Annotated in this window: 20 protein-coding genes; 10 read left to right on the plus strand and 10 right to left on the minus strand. The window is 69.8% G+C overall.

The features are described 5' to 3' along the window. Nucleotides 1-61: 61 nt before the first annotated feature. The 7 genes from LDL49_RS25540 to LDL49_RS25570 all read right to left on the minus strand — a co-directional run bounded on the left by LDL49_RS25540 (nt 62) and on the right by LDL49_RS25570 (nt 6,584). Nucleotides 62-826: a crotonase/enoyl-CoA hydratase family protein gene (locus LDL49_RS25540; RefSeq protein WP_225294101.1), complete on the minus strand. Its 765-nt coding sequence runs from the start codon at nt 824-826 to the stop codon at nt 62-64. Between the two features lie 6 nt (nt 827-832). After that, the gene (locus LDL49_RS25545) at nt 833-1,606 is read right to left on the minus strand and encodes an SDR family NAD(P)-dependent oxidoreductase (RefSeq protein WP_225294103.1); all 774 of its coding nucleotides are present in this window, start codon (nt 1,604-1,606) and stop codon (nt 833-835) included. Nucleotides 1,607-1,654: 48 nt separating this feature from the next. Beyond that, nucleotides 1,655-1,993: an STAS domain-containing protein gene (locus LDL49_RS25550; protein WP_225294105.1), complete on the minus strand. Its 339-nt coding sequence runs from the start codon at nt 1,991-1,993 to the stop codon at nt 1,655-1,657. Between the two features lie 110 nt (nt 1,994-2,103). Continuing rightward, nucleotides 2,104-2,865, minus strand: a complete 762-nt coding sequence (locus LDL49_RS25555; protein ID WP_225294107.1) for an energy-coupling factor ABC transporter ATP-binding protein — start codon at nt 2,863-2,865, stop codon at nt 2,104-2,106. Next, the gene (gene cbiQ / locus LDL49_RS25560; protein ID WP_225294109.1) at nt 2,862-3,635 is read right to left on the minus strand and encodes a cobalt ECF transporter T component CbiQ; all 774 of its coding nucleotides are present in this window, start codon (nt 3,633-3,635) and stop codon (nt 2,862-2,864) included. Before cbiQ ends, LDL49_RS25555 begins: the two co-directional genes overlap by 4 nt. Before the next feature lie 30 nt (nt 3,636-3,665). After that, nucleotides 3,666-4,682, minus strand: a complete 1,017-nt coding sequence (locus LDL49_RS58470) for an energy-coupling factor ABC transporter permease (RefSeq protein WP_225294111.1) — start codon at nt 4,680-4,682, stop codon at nt 3,666-3,668. Nucleotides 4,683-4,757: 75 nt separating this feature from the next. Continuing rightward, nucleotides 4,758-6,584 (minus strand): glycosyltransferase family 2 protein, encoded by a 1,827-nt coding sequence (locus LDL49_RS25570; protein ID WP_225294113.1) that lies wholly within the window; start codon nt 6,582-6,584, stop codon nt 4,758-4,760. Nucleotides 6,585-6,919: 335 nt separating this feature from the next. Here LDL49_RS25570 and LDL49_RS25575 point away from each other — a divergent pair, with 335 nt between their 5' ends. Beyond that, nucleotides 6,920-7,261 (plus strand): hypothetical protein, encoded by a 342-nt coding sequence (locus LDL49_RS25575; protein ID WP_225294115.1) that lies wholly within the window; start codon nt 6,920-6,922, stop codon nt 7,259-7,261. 17 nt (nt 7,262-7,278) lie between these two features. Further along, nucleotides 7,279-7,638 (plus strand): ClpX C4-type zinc finger protein, encoded by a 360-nt coding sequence (locus LDL49_RS59270; protein ID WP_372470426.1) that lies wholly within the window; start codon nt 7,279-7,281, stop codon nt 7,636-7,638. 230 nt (nt 7,639-7,868) lie between these two features. Here the strand turns inward: LDL49_RS59270 and LDL49_RS25585 are convergent, their stop codons facing one another. Further along, nucleotides 7,869-8,384, minus strand: a complete 516-nt coding sequence (locus LDL49_RS25585; protein ID WP_225294116.1) for a CHRD domain-containing protein — start codon at nt 8,382-8,384, stop codon at nt 7,869-7,871. Nucleotides 8,385-8,526: 142 nt separating this feature from the next. Here LDL49_RS25585 and LDL49_RS25590 point away from each other — a divergent pair, with 142 nt between their 5' ends. After that, complete coding sequence (locus LDL49_RS25590) at nt 8,527-9,453, plus strand: D-2-hydroxyacid dehydrogenase family protein (protein WP_225294118.1); 927 nt, start codon at nt 8,527-8,529, stop codon at nt 9,451-9,453. A gap of 57 nt (nt 9,454-9,510) precedes the next feature. On the opposite strand, the gene LDL49_RS25595 is transcribed toward LDL49_RS25590, so the two are convergent. Continuing rightward, on the minus strand, nt 9,511-10,080 hold the full coding sequence (locus LDL49_RS25595) for a CGNR zinc finger domain-containing protein (RefSeq protein ID WP_225294121.1): 570 nt from the start codon (nt 10,078-10,080) through the stop codon (nt 9,511-9,513). 70 nt (nt 10,081-10,150) lie between these two features. Here LDL49_RS25595 and LDL49_RS25600 point away from each other — a divergent pair, with 70 nt between their 5' ends. Beyond that, entirely contained in the window at nt 10,151-10,918 is a 768-nt protein-coding gene (locus tag LDL49_RS25600; protein WP_225294122.1) for a class I SAM-dependent methyltransferase, read from the plus strand. A 10-nt stretch (nt 10,919-10,928) separates the two neighbouring features. Here LDL49_RS25600 and LDL49_RS25605 read toward each other — a convergent pair whose 3' ends face one another. Continuing rightward, nucleotides 10,929-12,029 (minus strand): 5-methyltetrahydropteroyltriglutamate--homocysteine S-methyltransferase, encoded by a 1,101-nt coding sequence (locus LDL49_RS25605; protein WP_225294124.1) that lies wholly within the window; start codon nt 12,027-12,029, stop codon nt 10,929-10,931. A 168-nt stretch (nt 12,030-12,197) separates the two neighbouring features. On the opposite strand from LDL49_RS25605, the gene LDL49_RS25610 reads away from it, so the two are divergent. Genes LDL49_RS25610 through LDL49_RS25635 form a run of 6 tightly spaced genes read left to right on the plus strand, consistent with a single transcriptional unit; the run spans nt 12,198 to nt 17,665 of the window. Then, a complete protein-coding gene (locus tag LDL49_RS25610) occupies nt 12,198-13,388 on the plus strand; it encodes an ABC transporter substrate-binding protein (protein ID WP_225294126.1) in 1,191 nt (396 codons plus the stop codon). 2 nt (nt 13,389-13,390) lie between these two features. Continuing rightward, nucleotides 13,391-14,146: an ABC transporter ATP-binding protein gene (locus LDL49_RS25615; RefSeq protein ID WP_225294128.1), complete on the plus strand. Its 756-nt coding sequence runs from the start codon at nt 13,391-13,393 to the stop codon at nt 14,144-14,146. Continuing rightward, nucleotides 14,143-14,802: an ABC transporter ATP-binding protein gene (locus tag LDL49_RS25620; protein ID WP_225294130.1), complete on the plus strand. Its 660-nt coding sequence runs from the start codon at nt 14,143-14,145 to the stop codon at nt 14,800-14,802. Before LDL49_RS25615 ends, LDL49_RS25620 begins: the two co-directional genes overlap by 4 nt. Continuing rightward, the gene (locus LDL49_RS25625) at nt 14,799-15,659 is read left to right on the plus strand and encodes a branched-chain amino acid ABC transporter permease (protein WP_225294133.1); all 861 of its coding nucleotides are present in this window, start codon (nt 14,799-14,801) and stop codon (nt 15,657-15,659) included. Before LDL49_RS25620 ends, LDL49_RS25625 begins: the two co-directional genes overlap by 4 nt. Beyond that, the gene (locus LDL49_RS25630) at nt 15,656-16,624 is read left to right on the plus strand and encodes a branched-chain amino acid ABC transporter permease (RefSeq protein WP_225294135.1); all 969 of its coding nucleotides are present in this window, start codon (nt 15,656-15,658) and stop codon (nt 16,622-16,624) included. The genes LDL49_RS25625 and LDL49_RS25630 overlap by 4 nt, the downstream gene beginning before the upstream one ends. 21 nt (nt 16,625-16,645) lie before the next feature. After that, a complete protein-coding gene (locus tag LDL49_RS25635) occupies nt 16,646-17,665 on the plus strand; it encodes a DUF8094 domain-containing protein (RefSeq protein WP_225294137.1) in 1,020 nt (339 codons plus the stop codon). Nucleotides 17,666-17,797: the final 132 nt, after the last annotated feature.

Genomic DNA, 17,797 nt, shown 5'->3' on the forward strand with positions numbered 1-17,797 from the left:
ACGCTCAAAAGCCAACAGTTCGCAACCCCCTCCCAAAAAGGGGAGGGGGTCGGGAAAAGGACTACTCGCCCTTCCACTGGGGGGCGCGCTTCTCGGCGAAGGCCGCCGCGCCCTCCATGGCGTCCTTCGAACTGAACACCGGATTGATGATGCCGCCCTGCTTGGCGAACATCTCCTCCAGCGACCAGTCCTGCGACTCGATGATCACCTGCTTGGTGGCCGCGAGCGCCAGCGGGGCGTTGGCGGCGATCTTGCGGGCCAGCTCCAGCGCACCGTCCAGCGCCTCGCCCGCCGGAGTGATCCGGTTGACCAGCCCCAGCTCGTACAGGCGTGAGGCCGGGTAGTGATCGCCGGTCAAAGCGATCTCCATGGCGACGTGGTACGGGATCCGGCGCGGCAGCCGCATGATGCCGCCCGCGCCCGCCACAAGGCCCCGTCTGGGCTCCGGCAGGCCGAAGGTGGACTCCGACGAGGCCACGATCACGTCGCACGACAGGGCGAGCTCGAAGCCCCCCGCGAGCGCATAGCCCTCGACCGCCGCCACGATCGGCTTCTTCGGCGACGACTCGGCCAGGCCGCCGAAGCCGCGGCCCTCGACCACCGGGAAGTCGCCGGACAGGAAGCCCTTGAGGTCCATGCCCGCCGAGAAGTAGCCGCCCGCTCCGGTCAGAACATAGGCGGAAATGTCGGGACGAGCCTCCAGCGCGTCGAGGGCTGCCGCGATACCGCGGGCCACCGCGCCGTTGATGGCGTTGCGCGCGGCGGGCCGGTTGATCGTGATCACGGCGACGCCATCGGACTCTTCGACGAGCACTTCGTCAGACACGTGACCTCACTTGGGCTGGAAGCGGATGCCGCCGTCGAAGCGGACGACCTCGGCGTTCATGTAGTCGTTCTCGATCAGGGACCTGATCAGGTGCGCGAACTCGTCGGCCCGTCCCATGCGCTTGGGGAACACCACCGGCGCCACCAGCTTGGCCTTGAACTCGTCGGAGTTGGGCGAGAAGCCGTAGATGGGGGTGTCGATGATCCCCGGGCAGATGGTGTTCACCCGTACGCCGATGGCCGCCAGGTCCCGCGCGGCGGGCACGGTCATGCCCACGATGCCGCCCTTGGAGGCCGAGTAGGCCAGCTGCCCGGTCTGGCCCTCCAGCGCCGCGACGGAGGCGGTGTTGATGACCACGCCCCGCTGTCCGTCGGCGTCCACCGGCTCGGTCTTGGCGATGGCCGCCGCGCCGATGCGCATGAGGTTGAACGTGCCGATCAGGTTGACTTCGATGACCTTGCGGAAGGAGGCGGGGTTGTGCGGGGCGCCCTCACGGTTGACGGTGCGCTCGGCCCAGCCGATGCCCGCGCTGTTGACCACGACGCGCAGCGGCTTGCCGGTGGCGACGGCCGCGTCGACCGCCGTTTGTACCTGCTCGTCGTCCGTCACGTCGGTCCGGGCGAAGACCCCACCGAGCTCGTCGGCGATGCTCTTGCCGCGTTCCTCGTTGAGGTCGGCGATGACCACCGTGGCGCCGTGGGCCGCGAGCTCGCGGGCCGTCGCCTCGCCGAGGCCGCTGGCCCCGCCGGAGATGATTGCTGCAGATCCGTTCACGTCCATATCCCGGACCCTAACCCGCCAACCGAATGAAGTTCTACTCGGGGTGGGCTAAATCTCACCTACGGCCGTGTCGACATCGGAATATACCTTGATCCGCCGGTCGAGCCCGGTCGTGCGCAGGATGCGGGCCACCGGGGCCTGCGGCCCGGCCAGCGACACGCCGCCGCCCTCTCCCGTGGCCAGCCGCCATGCCTCGATCAGCACCGACAGCCCGCTGGAGTCCATGAACGACAACTGCTGGAGGTCGAGCACCAGCCAGGCGCCATCCTGCTTGATGGCGTCTCGCACCTCGTCGCGGAGGAACGGCGCCGTGAACAGGTCCAGCTCACCCTCAACGGCCACCACCACGGCATCACCGAGGGCGTGTCGCGCAAGCCGCAGCTTCATTTGGCCCCTCCTCGATGAGCCACTGTACTTCGACATCCCCGGGTACCGGGCATGCACAAACTCGGATCATTCGTATGTGGAGCCCGAAACAGAAAAAAGACCTGCTTGGATCAGCCGTGCTCCGCCGGCGCGGGGATGGCGAAGCCGTACGGGAGCTCCAGGCGGTGGCGGGCGAGCAGCTCGGTATCGGCGAGCAGCTCGCGGGTGGACCCGTCCGCGACGATCACTCCGTCGGAGAGGATCAGCGAGCGTTCACAGAGCTCCAGCGCGTACGGCAGGTCGTGGGTGACCATGAGCACGGTCACGTCGAGCGAGCGCAGGACCTCGGCCAGCTCCCTGCGCGCGGCCGGGTCGAGGTTGGACGACGGCTCGTCGAGCACCAGGATCTCCGGCTCCATCGCCAGCACGGTCGCCACGGCCACCCGCCGGCGCTGGCCGAACGACAGGTGGTGCGGCGGCCGGTCGATGACCTCCAGCATGCCGACCCGCTCCAGCGCGCCCTTGACCGTGCGCTCCAGCTCCGCGCCCGACACGCCCGAGTTGGCCGGGCCGAACGCCACGTCGTCCCTGACCGTGGGCATGAAGAGCTGGTCGTCCGGGTCCTGGAAGACCAGGCCGACGCGCTGCCTGATCTCCTTGAGCGTGTCCTTGCGCACCGGCGTGCCGGCCACGCTCACCGAGCCGTGCCCGGCCGTGAGGATGCCGTTCAGGTGCATGACGAGGGTGGTCTTGCCGGCGCCGTTGGGGCCGAGCAGCGCGACGCGCTCGCCGCGCCGGATCGTGAGGTCCACGCCGAACAGGGCCTGCGTCCCGTCGGGGTAGGCGTAGGCGAGCCGGTTCACTTCGAGGGAGTTGACGGCCGGAGAGTTCACAGTGACAGTCCTTGTACGGCTGACAGTCCTAGTACGGCCAGAGCCATGCCCGGCAGAGCGAGGGCCGTAGCCCATTGCCCAACGGATCCCGAAATTTCGTCCATCATCGGCATCCGCCCTGAATAGCCGCGGCTGAGCATCGCGAGGTGCACCCGCTCACCCCGTTCGTACGAGCGGATGAACAGGGCGCCCGCCGAGCGCGCGATCACCGGGATGTGCCGGAAATTGCGCGCTTCGAAGCCACGAGACTCCCGCGCGACCCGCATCCGCCGCATCTCATCCATGATCACGTCCATGTAGCGGAGCATGAACATGGCGATCTGCACCAGCAGGCTGGGCAGCCGCAGCCGCTGAGCACCGATGAGGATGACCCGCGGCTCGGTGGTGGCCGCGAGCAGGATCGAGGCGACCACCCCCAGCGTGGCCTTGGCCAGGATGTTCCACCCGGCCCAGAGCCCGGCCACGCTCAGCGAGACGCCCAGGACGGTCGTCCGCTCCCCCAGCCCGATCACCGGGATGAGGAAGGCGAACAGCACGAACGGCAGCTCGACCACCATCCGCCGCAGCACGTACGTCAGCGGCACCCTGGCGGCCACCGCGACGCCCGCGAGCAGGACCGCGTAGAGCCCGAAGGCCCAGAACCGCTCCCTCGGCGTCGCCACCACCACGATCGCGAAGGCGGCGACGGCCAGCAGCTTGCACTGCGGCGGGAGCCGGTGCACGACCGAGTCCCCTGCCAGGTAGAGCTGATGATGGTGCCCCGCGCCCACCCGCCACTCACCGTCTCTCGTTCACTAGCCTCAGGTCCGGACCCTCTCACGGCCACGAGCGGCATAGGCGACGCCCCCGGCGATGAGCAGCACGAGCCCGACCCCGATGATCCCGGCGACACCCACGGGGATGCCGCCCACATCACCGTAGTCGGCCAGCGCCCACGAGCCGAACACGTGGTGGGTGGCCTGGTCGAGGAATCCATGGTTCTCGGCGACCGCCTCCAGGCCGTCGGGGCTGGAGGAGGCGAAGAAGGACACGATCCCGGCCAGCACCAGCGTCAGGCCGAGGCCGCCGAGCAGGAACGCCCGCAGCGGGCCGCGGGCGGCCACCGGCTCGACCGGCTCTTCGGCACCCACCGTGACCGTCGCGTCCTCGGCGCCCCTCAGCACGAGGGGCGTGGTCAGCCCGCGCGCGCCGTACACGAGGTCCGGCCGCACGGCCAGCACCGCGCCGACCGTCAGGGCCGTGATGACGCCTTCGCCGATGCCGATCAGCACGTGCACGCCGCCCATCGCGGCCGCCACCGCGGAGACCTCGATCGGCGCGGTGCCGCCGACCCAGAACAGCGCCGAGAACACCAGGGCCGCCGACGGTACGGAGACCAGCGCGGCGAGGAACGCGGCCACCGTCACACCGCCCTTGCCCTTGGCGAGCCGCGCGACCAGCCGGAAGACGCCCCAGCCGACCAGCACGGTGACGATGCCCATGATCGTGATGTTGATCCCCAGCGCCGTGAGGCCGCCGTCGGCGAAGAACACGCACTGCACCAGCAGGACCACGGCCATACAGAGCACGCCCGTATAGGGCCCCACGAGGATCGCGGCCAGCGCCCCGCCCAGCAGGTGCCCGCTGGTGCCCGCGGCGACGGGGAAGTTGAGCATCTGGACGGCGAAGATGAACGCGGCCACCAGCCCGGCCATGGGCGCGGTCCGGTCGTCGAGCTCGCGGCGCGCGCCGCGCAGGCAGACCGCCAGACCGGCGGCGGCGACCGCGCCGGCGGACACGGATACGGCCGCGTCGAAGAAGCCATCGGGTACGTGCACGGCAAAGCCCTTCGTAAGCGGTGTCGCAACATGCCTACTTTAGGACATCGTCTTGCACCTGCACATAGATGGCAATTAGCGGAGAATTCTGCGGAAGGCCGTACGGGTGGTCATCTTGAGCACCACCGTGCTCAGCCGCCCCTTGCCCGACGTCGCGTACGGGCGCACGCTGCGCAGCATGGCACCGCCGCGCAACCTGCCCCACAGCCGGCGCGGCGCGGCGACGGTCTGGGCGTCGGTCTCGATCCGGAACCTCGCGGGCGGCCCGCCCAGCTCGACCTCCAGATAGGCGTCCCAGATGCCCGGCGCGAACTTGCCCATCGCGGGCCGGGCCGCGAACCCGCCGCCCGGCAGCGCGACCACCCGCTCGGCCCGTTCGTTGCCCGTACGCCGCTCGCGCCAGACCAGCCGGCTGATCGCCGAGGCCGCCGGGATCACGCCCACGACCGTGACCTCACCGTCGATGAGCAGCCGCCGCCCGAGCGTCCAGCGCGTCCGATGGATCCTGGCCCGGCCCGGCACCGTCATCAGGTGCCCGCCGACGTCGATGCTGAGGTTGCCGTTGCCCTTGGTGAAGTACGGCAGCGCCACCACGGCGCCGATGAGCCGGGGCGCCGGCCGGGTGACACAGCTGTCACGATCGGCGCCGAGGCGGCCGTATCGGACCACGCCCTCCATCTCGACGGCCACCCGCAGGTCCCAGATGCCGGAGTCGAGCGCGGCCACGTCGACACTGGCGATGAACGCGGCGCCGTCGCGCTCGGCGGGCACGATCAGCTCCTGCCCGCGCACGTTGCGGGCGCGCAGCACGAGCGCGACCCCGTCGTGCTCCGGCATGCCGTCGAGCCCGGCCACCCCGGTCACGACCAGCCGGTTCGCCTCCCAGCGCAGGCCGGTCAACCGGCGGCGTACGGCGGCGCCCTCGATCTGGGCCAGCCGCACCAGGCGGTGGATGTCGCCGAGCGCGGCGATGCGCTGCTGGTCGGTCCGGCTGAGCCGGGCGTAGACGCCGGGCGTCAGCCACCTGTCGCAGAGGGCGGCCACCTCCTGCGCGATCTCCTTGCGCTGCACCTCGTCCGACTTCAGGAACGGCACGCCGAGCTGCTCGAACACGTCGAGCCTGAAGTGCCGGCGGAGCAGGTGGTCGCGCAGCGGCCCCGGCGGGACGTGCTCGGTCATGAGCTGGATCGGCCCGCGGATCATGCCGAGCCAGCCGCGCGGGTCCCGGCTGCCCGGCTGCTGCATGATGCTGCTGCCGTCGGACCTGGCGACCAGGTGGTAGCAGTCGTAGTCGGCCACCACGGAGATCACCTTGGCGTGGCAGTAGGCGTGCACGGTGAAGTGGATGTCCTCGCCGACCAGCATGCCCTCGCCGAACTTGATGCCGTGGCTGATCAGCATCTCCCTGCGGAACAGCTTGAAGCAGCTCAGGCTGTTGTAGACGGTGCTGTCACCGAGCTCGGCCCGCTCGGCGCCGCGGTGGAACATCGACGTCGGAGCGCGCCTGCCGTGCCCGACGACCTTGCCCAGCACGATGTCGGAGCCGTTGCGGTCGGCCATGGCGACCATGCGTTCGAGCGCCTCGGGGCCGAGGTAGTCGTCGGCGTCGCAGAAGAAGACGTAGCGGCCGGTGGCGTGCTCGATGCCGATGTTGCGCGGCCGCCCGGCGCCGCCCGAGGCGGCGATGCTGACGACCCTGACGTTGCCCTTGTGGTAGGTGGCGTAGAGGTCGAGCAGCTCGGCGCTGCCGTCGGTCGATCCGTCGTCGACGACGATGATCTCTTTCCTGATCCGCTGAACCAGCGCGGCGGTGAGGCACCGGTCCAGGTATTCACGGCAGTTGTGGGCCGGGATGATGACGCTGACGTCCACCGCGTCCTCGTCGCCGTTCGATGTCGCCATAGCCACAAGCGCGCCCCTCAGCCGCCGTCACATACCGCAGTCACGTCGTTTCAGTATGTGATGACGACCGGGCGTCGCGTGGCCGATCTCGCCTCTTCCTCCGCGCCTTTTCCCCAGACCGAAGATTCTCCGCACTCATCGCATAAGCGCAGGTGAAGCCGCTAATCCGCACAATCCGGCGGGACCGAACGGGGTTCAGGGGAGCTGTTTTCCCACTCAGGAGGAGAGAACCTCCCCCGAGGGAAGGATGCCGTACCCCCACGCGCGGACAGGTGATCCACGGGACGGGATGACGCGTCTACAGTGAGGCAACCTTGACCGGGGAGGTGGCGAGAGTGGGATCCGATCTTCGCGGGCCCAGGGTGACCGGCTCGGCCGTAAACGATGCGGAGTTCATCGTCTCCTCAGCGCGACTGGGAGAGCTCCATGAATGCTCCGCCCTGCTCCGCCGTACGCGGATCAGGGCGGAAGAGATCGTGGACGAGGCGCGAGCGCTGCTCGCCGAGGCCGAGGCACAGGGCGACCATGAGCGGATCGTCATCCGCGGCGCTCAGCTCGACGAGGCGCGGCAGGCGTACTGCAAGGTACTGAACGCGTACGTGACGATCTGCCGCCGGATCAACGAGGAGCGGCAGGAGATCATGCAGGCGCTCGCGGGGTTGTCAGGCACCACCTGACGCGCTACTGTCAGGCCATGCCTGACTGGAAGGACACCCTGCGCTGCTCGTTCTGCCACAAGAGCAGCGCCGACGTCGCCAAGCTCATCGCCGGGGCCGGTGTGCACATCTGCAACGAATGTGTGGGTCTGTGCGCCGACATCCTCAAGGAGGTGGGGCTCGACCCCTCCTCCGAGCCCCGCCTGCCCATGTGGGAGACCATGAGCGAGGACCAGATCCTCGAGCACCTCCCCAAGATCGTCGCCGTGCAGGTCCAGGTCGACGACAATCTGCACGACTGGGTACGACACCTCCGCACCAGGAACGTCAGCTGGGAGCGCATCGGCGCCTCGCTCGGCATGACGCGGCAGTCGGCCTGGGAACGGTTCAGGGAATGATCCGGTAAACCACTGTGACTCGTGGGGCGTCCTTGGTAGAGGGAGGCCCACCATGCACGTCCTCGATGGCCTCGCGGCGCCCGATCTGGCCGAGCTCCACCTGGAGCTGATCCTCATCGCGGCGTTGCACGAGGAGGCAGAAAGCCTGACCACCCGTTGAACGGGCTCCAGCTCCCCGATCGCACCGGGGAGCTGGAGCAGGGGTCGGTCAGCGGCTCGGCGAACCGGCGTCAGCGGGTCGCCGACCCGCCGCCCCCGCCGGGGAGCTGGCCGCGGATGGCACCGTCGGGATACTTCGCGTTGTGCACGTTGACGTAGTACCGGGCCGGCGACTTGACGATGCCGTGCAGCTCGCTCTGGGTCAGGACGAGCGCGGCGTTCGAGCCGCTCTGGTGCTTGGCCGCCTTGATGCAGCCTTTCGCGGGACCCTTGGTCGGGGTCTTCAGGGTGACGGTGATCGGGCCTGCCACGCCCTTCTTGCCCTTGTGGATGTGGGCGGCCGTGGCGGGCAGGATGCGGTCGGCGGCGATGGTGTAGCAGAGCGTCTCGCCCTTCACCTGGTAGGTGAAGGCGCCGTGCCCGTCCGGATCACCTGGACCCGGCACCTCCTGCCGGCCGGTCATGACGACGCGTTGCCCGCGGTCGGCGGCGCCGGCGGGGCTCGCGGTGGCGGGGCCCGGGAGGGCTACGAGGCCCGTGACGAGAGCTGCCGTGGTGAGGGTGGCGACTGCCAAGGATCTGCTCATGGGATGTGGTCCTCTCCCATCACGCTTCAGCCCTCATGTGCCGATATTCAGCGGAGTATGGGTGAAGCGGCTTGACGGTAAGCACCTGTACCTGCCGGAGACAGCGCCGGTAATATCCGCATTTATGCTGCGCTGTGCCGTATTGGATGATTACCAGGATATCGCACTCGACCTCGCCGACTGGTCCCCGGTGCGGGCGACGAGCTTCCGCGAGCACTTCGCCACGCAGGACGACCTGGTGCGGGCCGTACACGACCACGAGATCCTGGTGATCATGCGGGAGCGCACGCCGTTCCCCGCCGAGCTCTTCGCCCGTCTGCCGAACCTGCGCCTGCTCATCACGACGGGCATGCGCAACGCCTCCATCGACCTCGACGCCGCCCGCGCCCACGGCGTCACGGTCTGCGGCACCGCCGGCAGCTCGGCGCCGCCCACCGAGCTGACCTGGGCCCTCATCCTGGGCCTGGCCCGCCACCTGATCCCCGAGGCCGCCGCGCTGCGGGCGGGCGGCCCCTGGCAGCACACGATCGGCCTGGACCTGCGCGGCAGCACCCTCGGCCTGCTCGGCCTCGGCAAGATCGGCTCCCAGATGGCCGCCATCGGCCGCGCCTTCGGCATGGACGTCGTCGCCTGGAGCCGCAACCTCACCGCCGACCGGGCGGCCGAGCTGGGCGTGCGGTACGCGGCCTCGAAGGAGGCCCTGCTGGCCGAGTCGGACATTGTGTCGATCCACCTCGTCCTCGGCGACCGGACCCGCGGGCTGATCGGCGCTCCGGAGCTGGCGCTGATGCGTCGTACGGCGTACCTGGTCAACACCTCGCGGGCGGCCATCGTGGACCAGGCCGCCCTGGTCGAGGCGCTGACGGAGGGCCGTATCGCCGGCGCCGGGCTGGACGTCTTCGACCAGGAACCGCTTCCGGACGAGCACCCGCTGCGCACGCTGCCGAACGTCCTGGCCACGCCGCACCTCGGCTACGTCACCCGGGGCAACTACCGCACGTACTTCCAGGAGGCCGTGGCCGACATCGAGGCGTTCCTCGCGGGCGCTCCGATCCGGCTGCTCACGTAATCCCGGTCCTCGCGGGCACCTCGGTCCGGTTGCTCGCGGGCAGCCCGGTCCAGCTGCTCACGTGGTCTTCCCCCGTGCCCGGAAGGCCGCGGTCTTGACCCGGTTCTGGCAGGCGGTGGAGCAGAAGCGGCGCGTGCCGTTGCGCGACACGTCCACATAGACCCGGTCGCAGTGCGGCGCCGTGCACACGCCGAGCCGGTCGAAGAACTCGCCGCCGAGCACGATCGCGAGCCCGGTGGCGCAACTCGCCGCCCAGTCGCCGGCCAGGGTGCCGCCCGTGCCGTGGAAATGGAGGTGCCACGGCTCGCCGTCGTGCCGTTGGAGCGTCGGCCGGGCGTGCGACTCCTCAAGCAGGCTGTTGACCTGCGTCGCCGCCGTGTCGATGTCGTCCGCCGCGACGGCCTCGAAGACCACGCGCAGGCGCGCCGCGATCTCGGCGTACGCGCCGCCCTCCGCCTCGGTGACCTCGGGATGCGTGGGGTAGACGGTTCGGAGCACGTCCGTGGCGGCGGCGGCGAGATCGTGCGGCGCCGGCCAGGGCCGCCCCCGGCTCTCGCCCGGGGTCAGCACATTGACCACCGCCACGGCGACTCGGACGACCGCGTCTGTGTGACTGTTGAAATCCACTTGACCAGTTACATCCTATGCTTTAGCTTGTGACTGTCTAAAGCTTAAACGAGGGTCACAAGGAGACGACGTGCTCACTCACGAGATCGCACTCGACTGGATCGCGCGCTGGGACCGGCAGCAGGAGGGCTACCTGCCCGACCGTGAGGAGCGCTTCACCGCGCTGATCGACGCCGTCGAGGCGCTGGGCCGCCCTGACCCGCTGGTCATCGACCTGGGCTGCGGGCCGGGCTCGCTGTCCGCCCGCCTCCTGGAGCGGCTGCCCAAGGCCACGGTGATCCCGGTCGACGCCGACCCGCTGCTGCTCGGCCTCGGCCGGGCCGCGTACCCGCGGCTCGGCTTCGTCGACCTCGACCTGCGTACACCGGGCTGGACAGACTCGCTGTCCCTCGACCGCCCGGCCGACGTCGCGGTGAGCACCACCGCGCTGCACTGGCTCGCCGTGCCGGAGCTCCGGAAGATGTACGCCGACCTGGTCTCCGTGCTGCGGCCGGGCGGGCTGCTCCTCAACGGCGACCACTTCGACTCCGACGACGCCACCACTCCGGTCATCGCCCGGCTCGAACGCGCCGTCCACGACCGCCACACCGACCGGGTGTTCGCCGACGATCGGCCCGAGGACTGGCGGCAGTGGTGGGATGCGATCGCCGCCGAGCCCGCCTTCGCCGAGCTCAACGACGCCCGTACCGCTCGCACGACCGCGGGCGCGAATCACAGCGGCACCGAGTCCGGCCTGCTGTCCCAGCACGTCGAGGCCCTGCGGGCGGCGGGCTTCGCCGAGGTCGGCACGCTCTGGCAGCGCGGCAACAACCGCCTCCTCTGCGCCGTCCGCGCCTGACCGGGGTTTCCTAGCCCCACACCTCCCGCGCGGTCTCGGCGATCAGGGCCAGCTTGGCGAACTGCTGGTCGGCGTCGAGGACGTTGCCCTCGACGGTGGAGGAGAAGCCGCACTGCGGGGACAGGCAGAGCTGGTCCAGGTCGATGAACTTGGCGGCCTCGTCGATGCGCCGCTTGAGCGCGTCCTTGGACTCCAGCTCGCCGCGTTTGGTGGTGACCAGGCCGAGCACCACCATCTTGCCCGGCGGGACGTAGCGCAGGGGCTCGAAGCCGCCCGAGCGCTCGTCGTCGAACTCCAGGAAGAACCCGTCCACCGCCAGCTCGCCGAACAGCGCCTCGGCCACGAAGTCGTAGGCTCCGGAGGCCGCCCAGGAGGAGCGGAAGTTGCCGCGGCACATGTGCGTGGTGATCGCCATGCCCTCGGGCTTGGCCGCGAGCGCGACGTTGATCTGCTTGATGTAGCGCAGGTGCATGTGCTCGGCGTCGTCGCCGCGTTCGGCGAGCTCGGCCCGCTGCGCCGGGTCGTTCAGGTAGGCCAGGCTGGTGTCGTCGAACTGCAGGTAGGTGCAGCCCAGCTCGCCGATCCCGCGTACCTGCTCGGCGTAGGCGGCGCTGAGGTCGCTCCAGAATTCCTCGATGTCGGGATAGACGTCCGGATCGATGGAGGCGGGACCTCCCCGGTAGTGGACCATGCTGGGTGAGGGGATCGTCAGCTTGGGCACCGCCGTGGTCACGGTGTCGCGCAGGAACGTGAAGTGGTCGGCGAAGATCGGCTCGGTCAGCCGGATCTTGTCGTGCACTCGCATCGCCGCGGGGGTGTACTCGAGGTCGCCCTGCTCGTTGTGGAAGCGGACCGTGATGTGCTCGCCGGTGGCCTGGCCGATGCCACCGAGCTGGTAGATGAAGTCCATGTGCCAGGAGGCCCGGCGGAACTCCCCATCGGTCGCCGCCTGCAGGCCCAGCTCCTCCTGCCTGCGCACGACCTCGCGGATCGCCTCGTCCTCCACCTCGCGCAGCGCCTCGCCGGTGAGGCTCTCACGGGCGCTGAGCAGGGCGGGTGGCCGGAGCAGGCTGCCGACGTGATCTGCGCGGAAAGGTGGTGAGGTGCGCATGTGGATCACCTTCTCTAGGCGTACGTAGTACGCCCAAAGTTAGGCCACTATGCAACGACTGTCACTATTCTGCCCAACGTCCTCCTGATCACAATGTTGGGCACTCTATTGACAGTCGTAAAGGGCCTGCCTACATTCAGGGCCACATTCGCGGTCCTGGAGGTCCTGATGCGCAGGTTTCTCCCGTCCTTGGCCTGTCTCGTTCTCGCCACGGCCGCGTGCGGCAGCGGTGGCGGGGGCGGCGGATCCGGCGCTCAAGACCCGATCAAAGTGGGCCTCATCGTCTCGCTGACCGGCAACTACACCCCGCTCGGCAGCGAGGACAAGAAGGCCGTCGAGCTGGCCGTCGAGCAGATCAACAACGGCGGCGGCCTGCTGGGCCGCAAGGTGGAGCTCGTCGCCCGCGACGACAAGACCGCGCCGGACCAGGGCATCGTGGCCTACAACCAGATCAAGGGCGAGATCGACGCGCTGATCGGCCCGGTCTTCTCCAACTCGGCGCTGGCGATCGAGCCCCTGGCCCAGCGCGACAAGATGCCCTACCTGTCGCTGGCGCCCGCCCAGGAGCAGGTCGAGCCGATCAAGTCGTACGTCTTCGTCACCCCCGCGCTGTCCAGCATGTACGCCGAGCGCTACCTGCAGTACCTCCAGGCCACCGGCCTCAAGACGGTCGCGGTCGCCTACGACTCCAAGAGCGCCTACTCCGTGTCCGGGCACAAGGCCATGGTCGCGCTCGCCCCGAAGTACGGCGTGAAGATCGCCGTGGACGAGCCGTACGAGACCACGACCTCCGACTTCAGCCCGCTGTTCACCCATGTACGCGGCTCCGCGGCCGAGGCGCTGGTCTTCTGGGGCTCCGGCGCGCCCGGCGTCACCGCCGCCAAGCAGTACGCCGCCGCGGGGCTGAAGGTGCCGCTGTTCCTGACCGCCTCCCAGGCCAGCAAGCTCTGGCTGGAGCCGATGGGCGCGGCGGCCGAGGGGATGACCGTGCAGAGCGCCATCGGCGTGGTGGGCGAGCAGTTACCCGACGGCAAGCAGAAGCAGGTCATCGAGCAGATGTCCAAGCCGTACCAGCAGAAGTACGGCTATCCGCCGCCGCAGTTCGCGCAGGACGGCTACAGCGCCAGCCTGCTGCTGTTCGAGGCGATCAAGAAGGCGGGCGGCACCGACAAGGCCAAGATCCAGCAGGCGCTGGAGAGCATGGACCTGGTCACCCCGAACGGCCGGTTCCGTTACTCCCCCACTGACCATTCCGGGCTCTCCCCCGAGTACATCTCGGTCAACACCGTGAAGAACGGCCAGTTCATCACCACCCCCTGGGCCAAGGCGCAGCTCGCCAAGACCGTGGCCGCGGAGTAGCGGTGCTGGCGGTCACCGGGATAGCGCGCTCCTTCGGAGGCGTCTACGCCGTCGACGACGTCACGCTGAGCGTCGCGGACGGCGAGGTGTGCGGGATCATCGGGCCCAACGGCGCGGGCAAGTCCACGCTGTTCAACCTCATCACCGGCCACCTGCTCGCCGACCGCGGCGAGATCGCCTTTCTCGGGCGCCGGGTCGAGCGGCTGGCGCCCCACAGCCGGGCCCGGCTCGGCATGTCCATCGTCTTCCAGGGCGCCCGGGTGTTCCGCGGCATGACGGTCAGGGAGAACGTCATGGTCGGGGCGCACAGCCGTACCCGGGCCGGGTTCGTCGCGGCGGCGCTGCGGCTGCCGCGGCATCGCGCCGACGAGCGGGAGATCGCCCGCGAGGCGGACCTCGCCCTCGACCGGGTGGGGCTGGCCGAGTGGGCTGACCGGCCCGCCGACCAGCTCCCGATCGGCCAGCAGCGCGCGCTGCAGCTGGCCCGCGCCCTGTGCGCGCGGCCCCGGCTGCTGCTGCTCGACGAGCCCGCCTCCGGGCTGCGCGGCGGCGAGCGCGAACGGCTCGCCGCCCTGGTCGAGGAGCTGCGCGCGAGCGGGCTGACCATCCTGCTCATCGAGCACGACGTCGCCTTCGTGACCCGGCTCGCCGACCGCGTCGTGGTCCTCGACCTCGGGCGGGTCATCGCGGACGGCTCCCCCGCCGAGGTGCGCGCGGACCCGCTCGTACTCGCCGCCTATCTCGGACAGGCTTCATGATCGACGTCCGCGACCTGGTCGTCTCGTACGGCGCGGCCACCGCGCTCGATCACGTCACGCTCTCGGTACGGCGCGGCGAGATGGTCGCGCTGCTCGGCCCGAACGGCGCGGGCAAGTCGACACTGGCCAACACCCTGGCGGGCCTGCTCACCCCGGCCTCCGGGACCGTGCGGATCGACGGCAGGCTGGCGCTCATCCCCGAGGGCCGCCAGGTGTTCCCGGATCTGTCGGTCGCCGACAATCTCGCCCTCGGCGGCTGGCGGTCCCGGCAGCGCGACCCCTCGTTCGTCTACCAGCTGCTGCCTCAGCTGGCCGAGCTGTCCGGCAGGCGGGCGGGCGTGCTGTCGGGCGGCGAACAGCAGATGGTGGCCTTCGGCCAGGCGCTGATGGCGCGGCCCGACGTGCTCGTGGTCGACGAGCTGTCGCTGGGGCTCGCTCCCCTGCTCACCGCCAGGCTGGCGGAACACCTGGCCGAGCTCAACCGTACGCACGGCCTGACGGTATTGCTCATCGAGCAGAACGCGCGGCTGGCCTTCGAGCTGTGCCGGCGGGCCTACGTCTTGGAATCCGCGCGCGTGGTGGCCGAGGGCGAGTGCGCCGAGCTGGCCGACGACCCGCGCGTGGCCGGCGCGTACCTGGGCGGGGCGATCACATGAGCGCGTTCATCGGTTACCTGCTCAACGGCCTGGCCGTCGGGTGCGCCATCGCGCTCATCGCCAGCGGGCTGGTCACCATCTACCGGGTCACCGGGGTGGTCAACTTCGCCCAGGGCACCTTCGCCGTCGTCGCCGGGCTCTGCACCTCCTCGCTGCTGGGGCTCGGGGTCCCCCACGGGGTCAGCGAGGTCGCCGCAGTCCTGGTCGCCGCTCTGGCGGGCCTGCTGACCGGTCTGGCCGCCACCGGCAAACGGGACACCACCCCTCTGTCGTCGCTCATCGTCACGCTCGGCGTGGGCGTCCTCGCGTACGCCGTCGAGATCGTCCTGTGGGGTGACCAGCCGCGCTCGGCCCCCGGCCTGGCCAGCTCGGTGACCATCGCCGGGGCCCGCGTCCAGACGCAGCACCTGCTCGTCATCGCCGTCACCGCGGCGACGTTCGTCCTGCTCGTCCTGTTCTTCGGCCGCACCTACCTGGGCAAGGCGCTGACCGCGTGCGCCTCCAACCCGTTCGCCGCCCGCGTCATCGGCATCGACACCCGGCTGATGGGCCTGCTGGCCTTCGCCCTGGGCGGGCTGCTCGGCGGCATCGCCGGCGTGCTGGTCACGCCGCTGCGGCCCATCTCGTTCGACACCGACGTCACGCTCATCGTCAACGGCTTCGCCGCCGCCGTGTTCGGCGCGCTCACCCGGCCCGGCGTCGCGCTCGGCGGCGCGCTGCTGCTCGGCGTCGCCGAGACCATGGCGGCGGGGTACGGCTACGGGTCTCACCAGCTGGAGGTCGCCCTGGGTCTCATGCTCGTCGTCATGGTCGTACAGGCCGGCCGCCGGTCGACGATCCACCAGGAGACGGTGTGAAGCGGGCGGCCGCCGGGCTGCTGATCGCCGCCGTCACGCTCGTCCTGCCCGCCGTGCTGGACGACAGCTCGCTGGCCGTGTACATCCTGCTCGGCCTGGCGGCCATGGTCACGGTCGGGGTCTCCCTGTTGATGGGGTACGCCGGGCAGGTCTCCCTGGGCCAGGGCGCCTTCTACGCCATCGGCGCCTACACCGCCGCCCTGCTCGCGCTGAACGGCGTCCCGCCCCTGGCCGGGCTGATCGCCGCGCCCGTCGCGGCGGCGGCGTTCGCCCTCGTGATCGGTACGCCGCTGCTGCGGCTGCGCGGCCACCACCTGGCCTTCGCCACCCTGGCCATGCAGTTGATCCTGCTCTCCCTGGCCGGGCAGCTGGACTTCACCGGCGGTGACATCGGGCTCCAGGCCATCCCCCGGTTCGGCATCGGCTCGGTCGAGGCGGAGAGCGCGTCCGCGTACGCCTATCTGACGTGGGCGGGCCTGGCCCTGGTGATGCTCGTGACGCACAACGTGATCGCCTCCCGGCCCGGCCGGGCCCTGCGCGCCCTGGCCACCAGCGAGACCGCCGCCGCCTCCGCCGGGATCCCGGTCGGCCGCTACAAGCTCGTCGTGTTCGCGCTGTCGGCCGCCTTCGCCGGCCTGGCGGGCGGCATCTACTGCTTCTACACCGGGTACGTCGCGCCGGGGTCGTTCCCGGTGCTCATCTCGATCCAGTACATCGTCATGGCCGTCGTCGGCGGCCTGGGCACGGTCTGGGGAGCCGTCGTCGGCGCCACCGCGATCACGCTGCTCGTGCAGGGGCTCGACCGGGTCGCGAACCTGCCGGGGATGCCGACGTACGCGCCGAGCGTGCTGTCGTACGCGGTCTACGCACTCGTCCTCATCCTCGTCGTCCTTTTCCTGCCCCGGGGGCTGTTGCCCACGTTTGCCCGGCGTACTTCGTCGAATCCGCGCGGCAATTCCCGGTGAACTTGCCGATTGGGAATAGCGGTGAACCTGGATCGGGGGTTACTGCGTACTTCGTGGCAATCGACTTTCCGGAGACTTGCCATGAGGATCCGCCATTCAGTCATTGTTCTCGCGCTTTCCGGTGTCGCCGCGTGCAATGGCGGCGGCGAACCGGCAGCACCGGCGTTCGCGGGCGGCGCGACCGCGAATCCGCTGCCGGCCGGCGCATCGGTCTCCCCTTCCGAGGCCAAGAGCATTCTCGACCGGTACGAGCGCCTGGCCAAGCAGGCGAGTTCGAAGGGCAAAGGCTGGGAGGCCGCGGAAGCCGGGCTCTCTCTGCAACTGACCAACGCCGACGCCCGGATGGACGCGCTGCTCGGCGAGCGCAGGAAAGGCCGCGCCGGAGTCGATAAGTCCCGGTTCGCGATCCCGGCGAGTGGCGACTGGTTCCTGGCCGAGTACAAGACCGGGTCGAACTGGACACAACTGATCTTCCAGCAGACCACCGACGGGTGGCGCGTGGTCTCCGCCTCCGCGACGCGGCCACCCGCCATCGCCAAGGACGGCAACGGCTACGCCACCGCGCTGAACGTGGACGAGCGCGGCGGCCTCGCCGTCTCACCCCGGCAGGCGGCCACGAGGCACGCGCGCCTGATGAGCACGCTCGGCGCGGACGCGGACGCCAAGCAGTTGTTCGCGGCCGGCGACTACACCAGCAAGCTCGTGGCCGGCCTGCGGAGCGACCGGCAGAAGGCGCGGGGCCAGTGGAATCTGAAATACCAGCCGCAACTCGCACCGGAGATCTTCGCCCTCAAGACGTCGGCCGGCGGTGCCGTGGTCTGGTACGGAATGCGCGAGCAGGACACTTTCACCGCCCGCCCCGGCGCCGCGGAATTGGGGCTGTCGCAGCCCGGCTGGAAGGCGCTGAGCCGCAGCGCGTTCTACAAATCCAAGGTCACCATGAAGAGCGGCGCCATTTACGTCGCCGCCATCCCGCCGTCGTCCGGAAAGGTACGGGTGATCAGTCAGTGGTTCGCGCCGTTCAGCGTCAGCGGATCATGAGCCTTTGATGCTGTTTGTGGGCTAATGCCCTTCGGCAGACTTCTTTTGCAGACCCTTTACCGTGCGTAGTTGATTGATTACAGTAAGTGCATCTGGCCTGGTCAGGAGCCAGACACCCTCCGCACGATGAAA

The organism is Nonomuraea aurantiaca (assembly GCF_020215705.1).
Taxonomy (GTDB): domain Bacteria; phylum Actinomycetota; class Actinomycetes; order Streptosporangiales; family Streptosporangiaceae; genus Nonomuraea; species Nonomuraea aurantiaca.

What these genes read in the sequence shown, in the direction of transcription:
- LDL49_RS25605 (WP_225294124.1), bottom strand. Translation starts at nt 12,029, where the DNA reads ATGCGCACCTCACCACCTTTCCGCGCAGATCACGTCGGCAGCCTGCTC.
- LDL49_RS25550 (WP_225294105.1), bottom strand. Translation starts at nt 1,993, where the DNA reads ATGAAGCTGCGGCTTGCGCGACACGCCCTCGGTGATGCCGTGGTGGTG.
- LDL49_RS25570 (WP_225294113.1), bottom strand. Translation starts at nt 6,584, where the DNA reads ATGGCGACATCGAACGGCGACGAGGACGCGGTGGACGTCAGCGTCATC.
- LDL49_RS25545 (WP_225294103.1), bottom strand. Translation starts at nt 1,606, where the DNA reads ATGGACGTGAACGGATCTGCAGCAATCATCTCCGGCGGGGCCAGCGGC.
- LDL49_RS59270 (WP_372470426.1), top strand. Translation starts at nt 7,279, where the DNA reads ATGCCTGACTGGAAGGACACCCTGCGCTGCTCGTTCTGCCACAAGAGC.
- LDL49_RS25585 (WP_225294116.1), bottom strand. Translation starts at nt 8,384, where the DNA reads ATGAGCAGATCCTTGGCAGTCGCCACCCTCACCACGGCAGCTCTCGTC.
- LDL49_RS25620 (WP_225294130.1), top strand. Translation starts at nt 14,143, where the DNA reads ATGATCGACGTCCGCGACCTGGTCGTCTCGTACGGCGCGGCCACCGCG.
- LDL49_RS25610 (WP_225294126.1), top strand. Translation starts at nt 12,198, where the DNA reads ATGCGCAGGTTTCTCCCGTCCTTGGCCTGTCTCGTTCTCGCCACGGCC.
- LDL49_RS25625 (WP_225294133.1), top strand. Translation starts at nt 14,799, where the DNA reads ATGAGCGCGTTCATCGGTTACCTGCTCAACGGCCTGGCCGTCGGGTGC.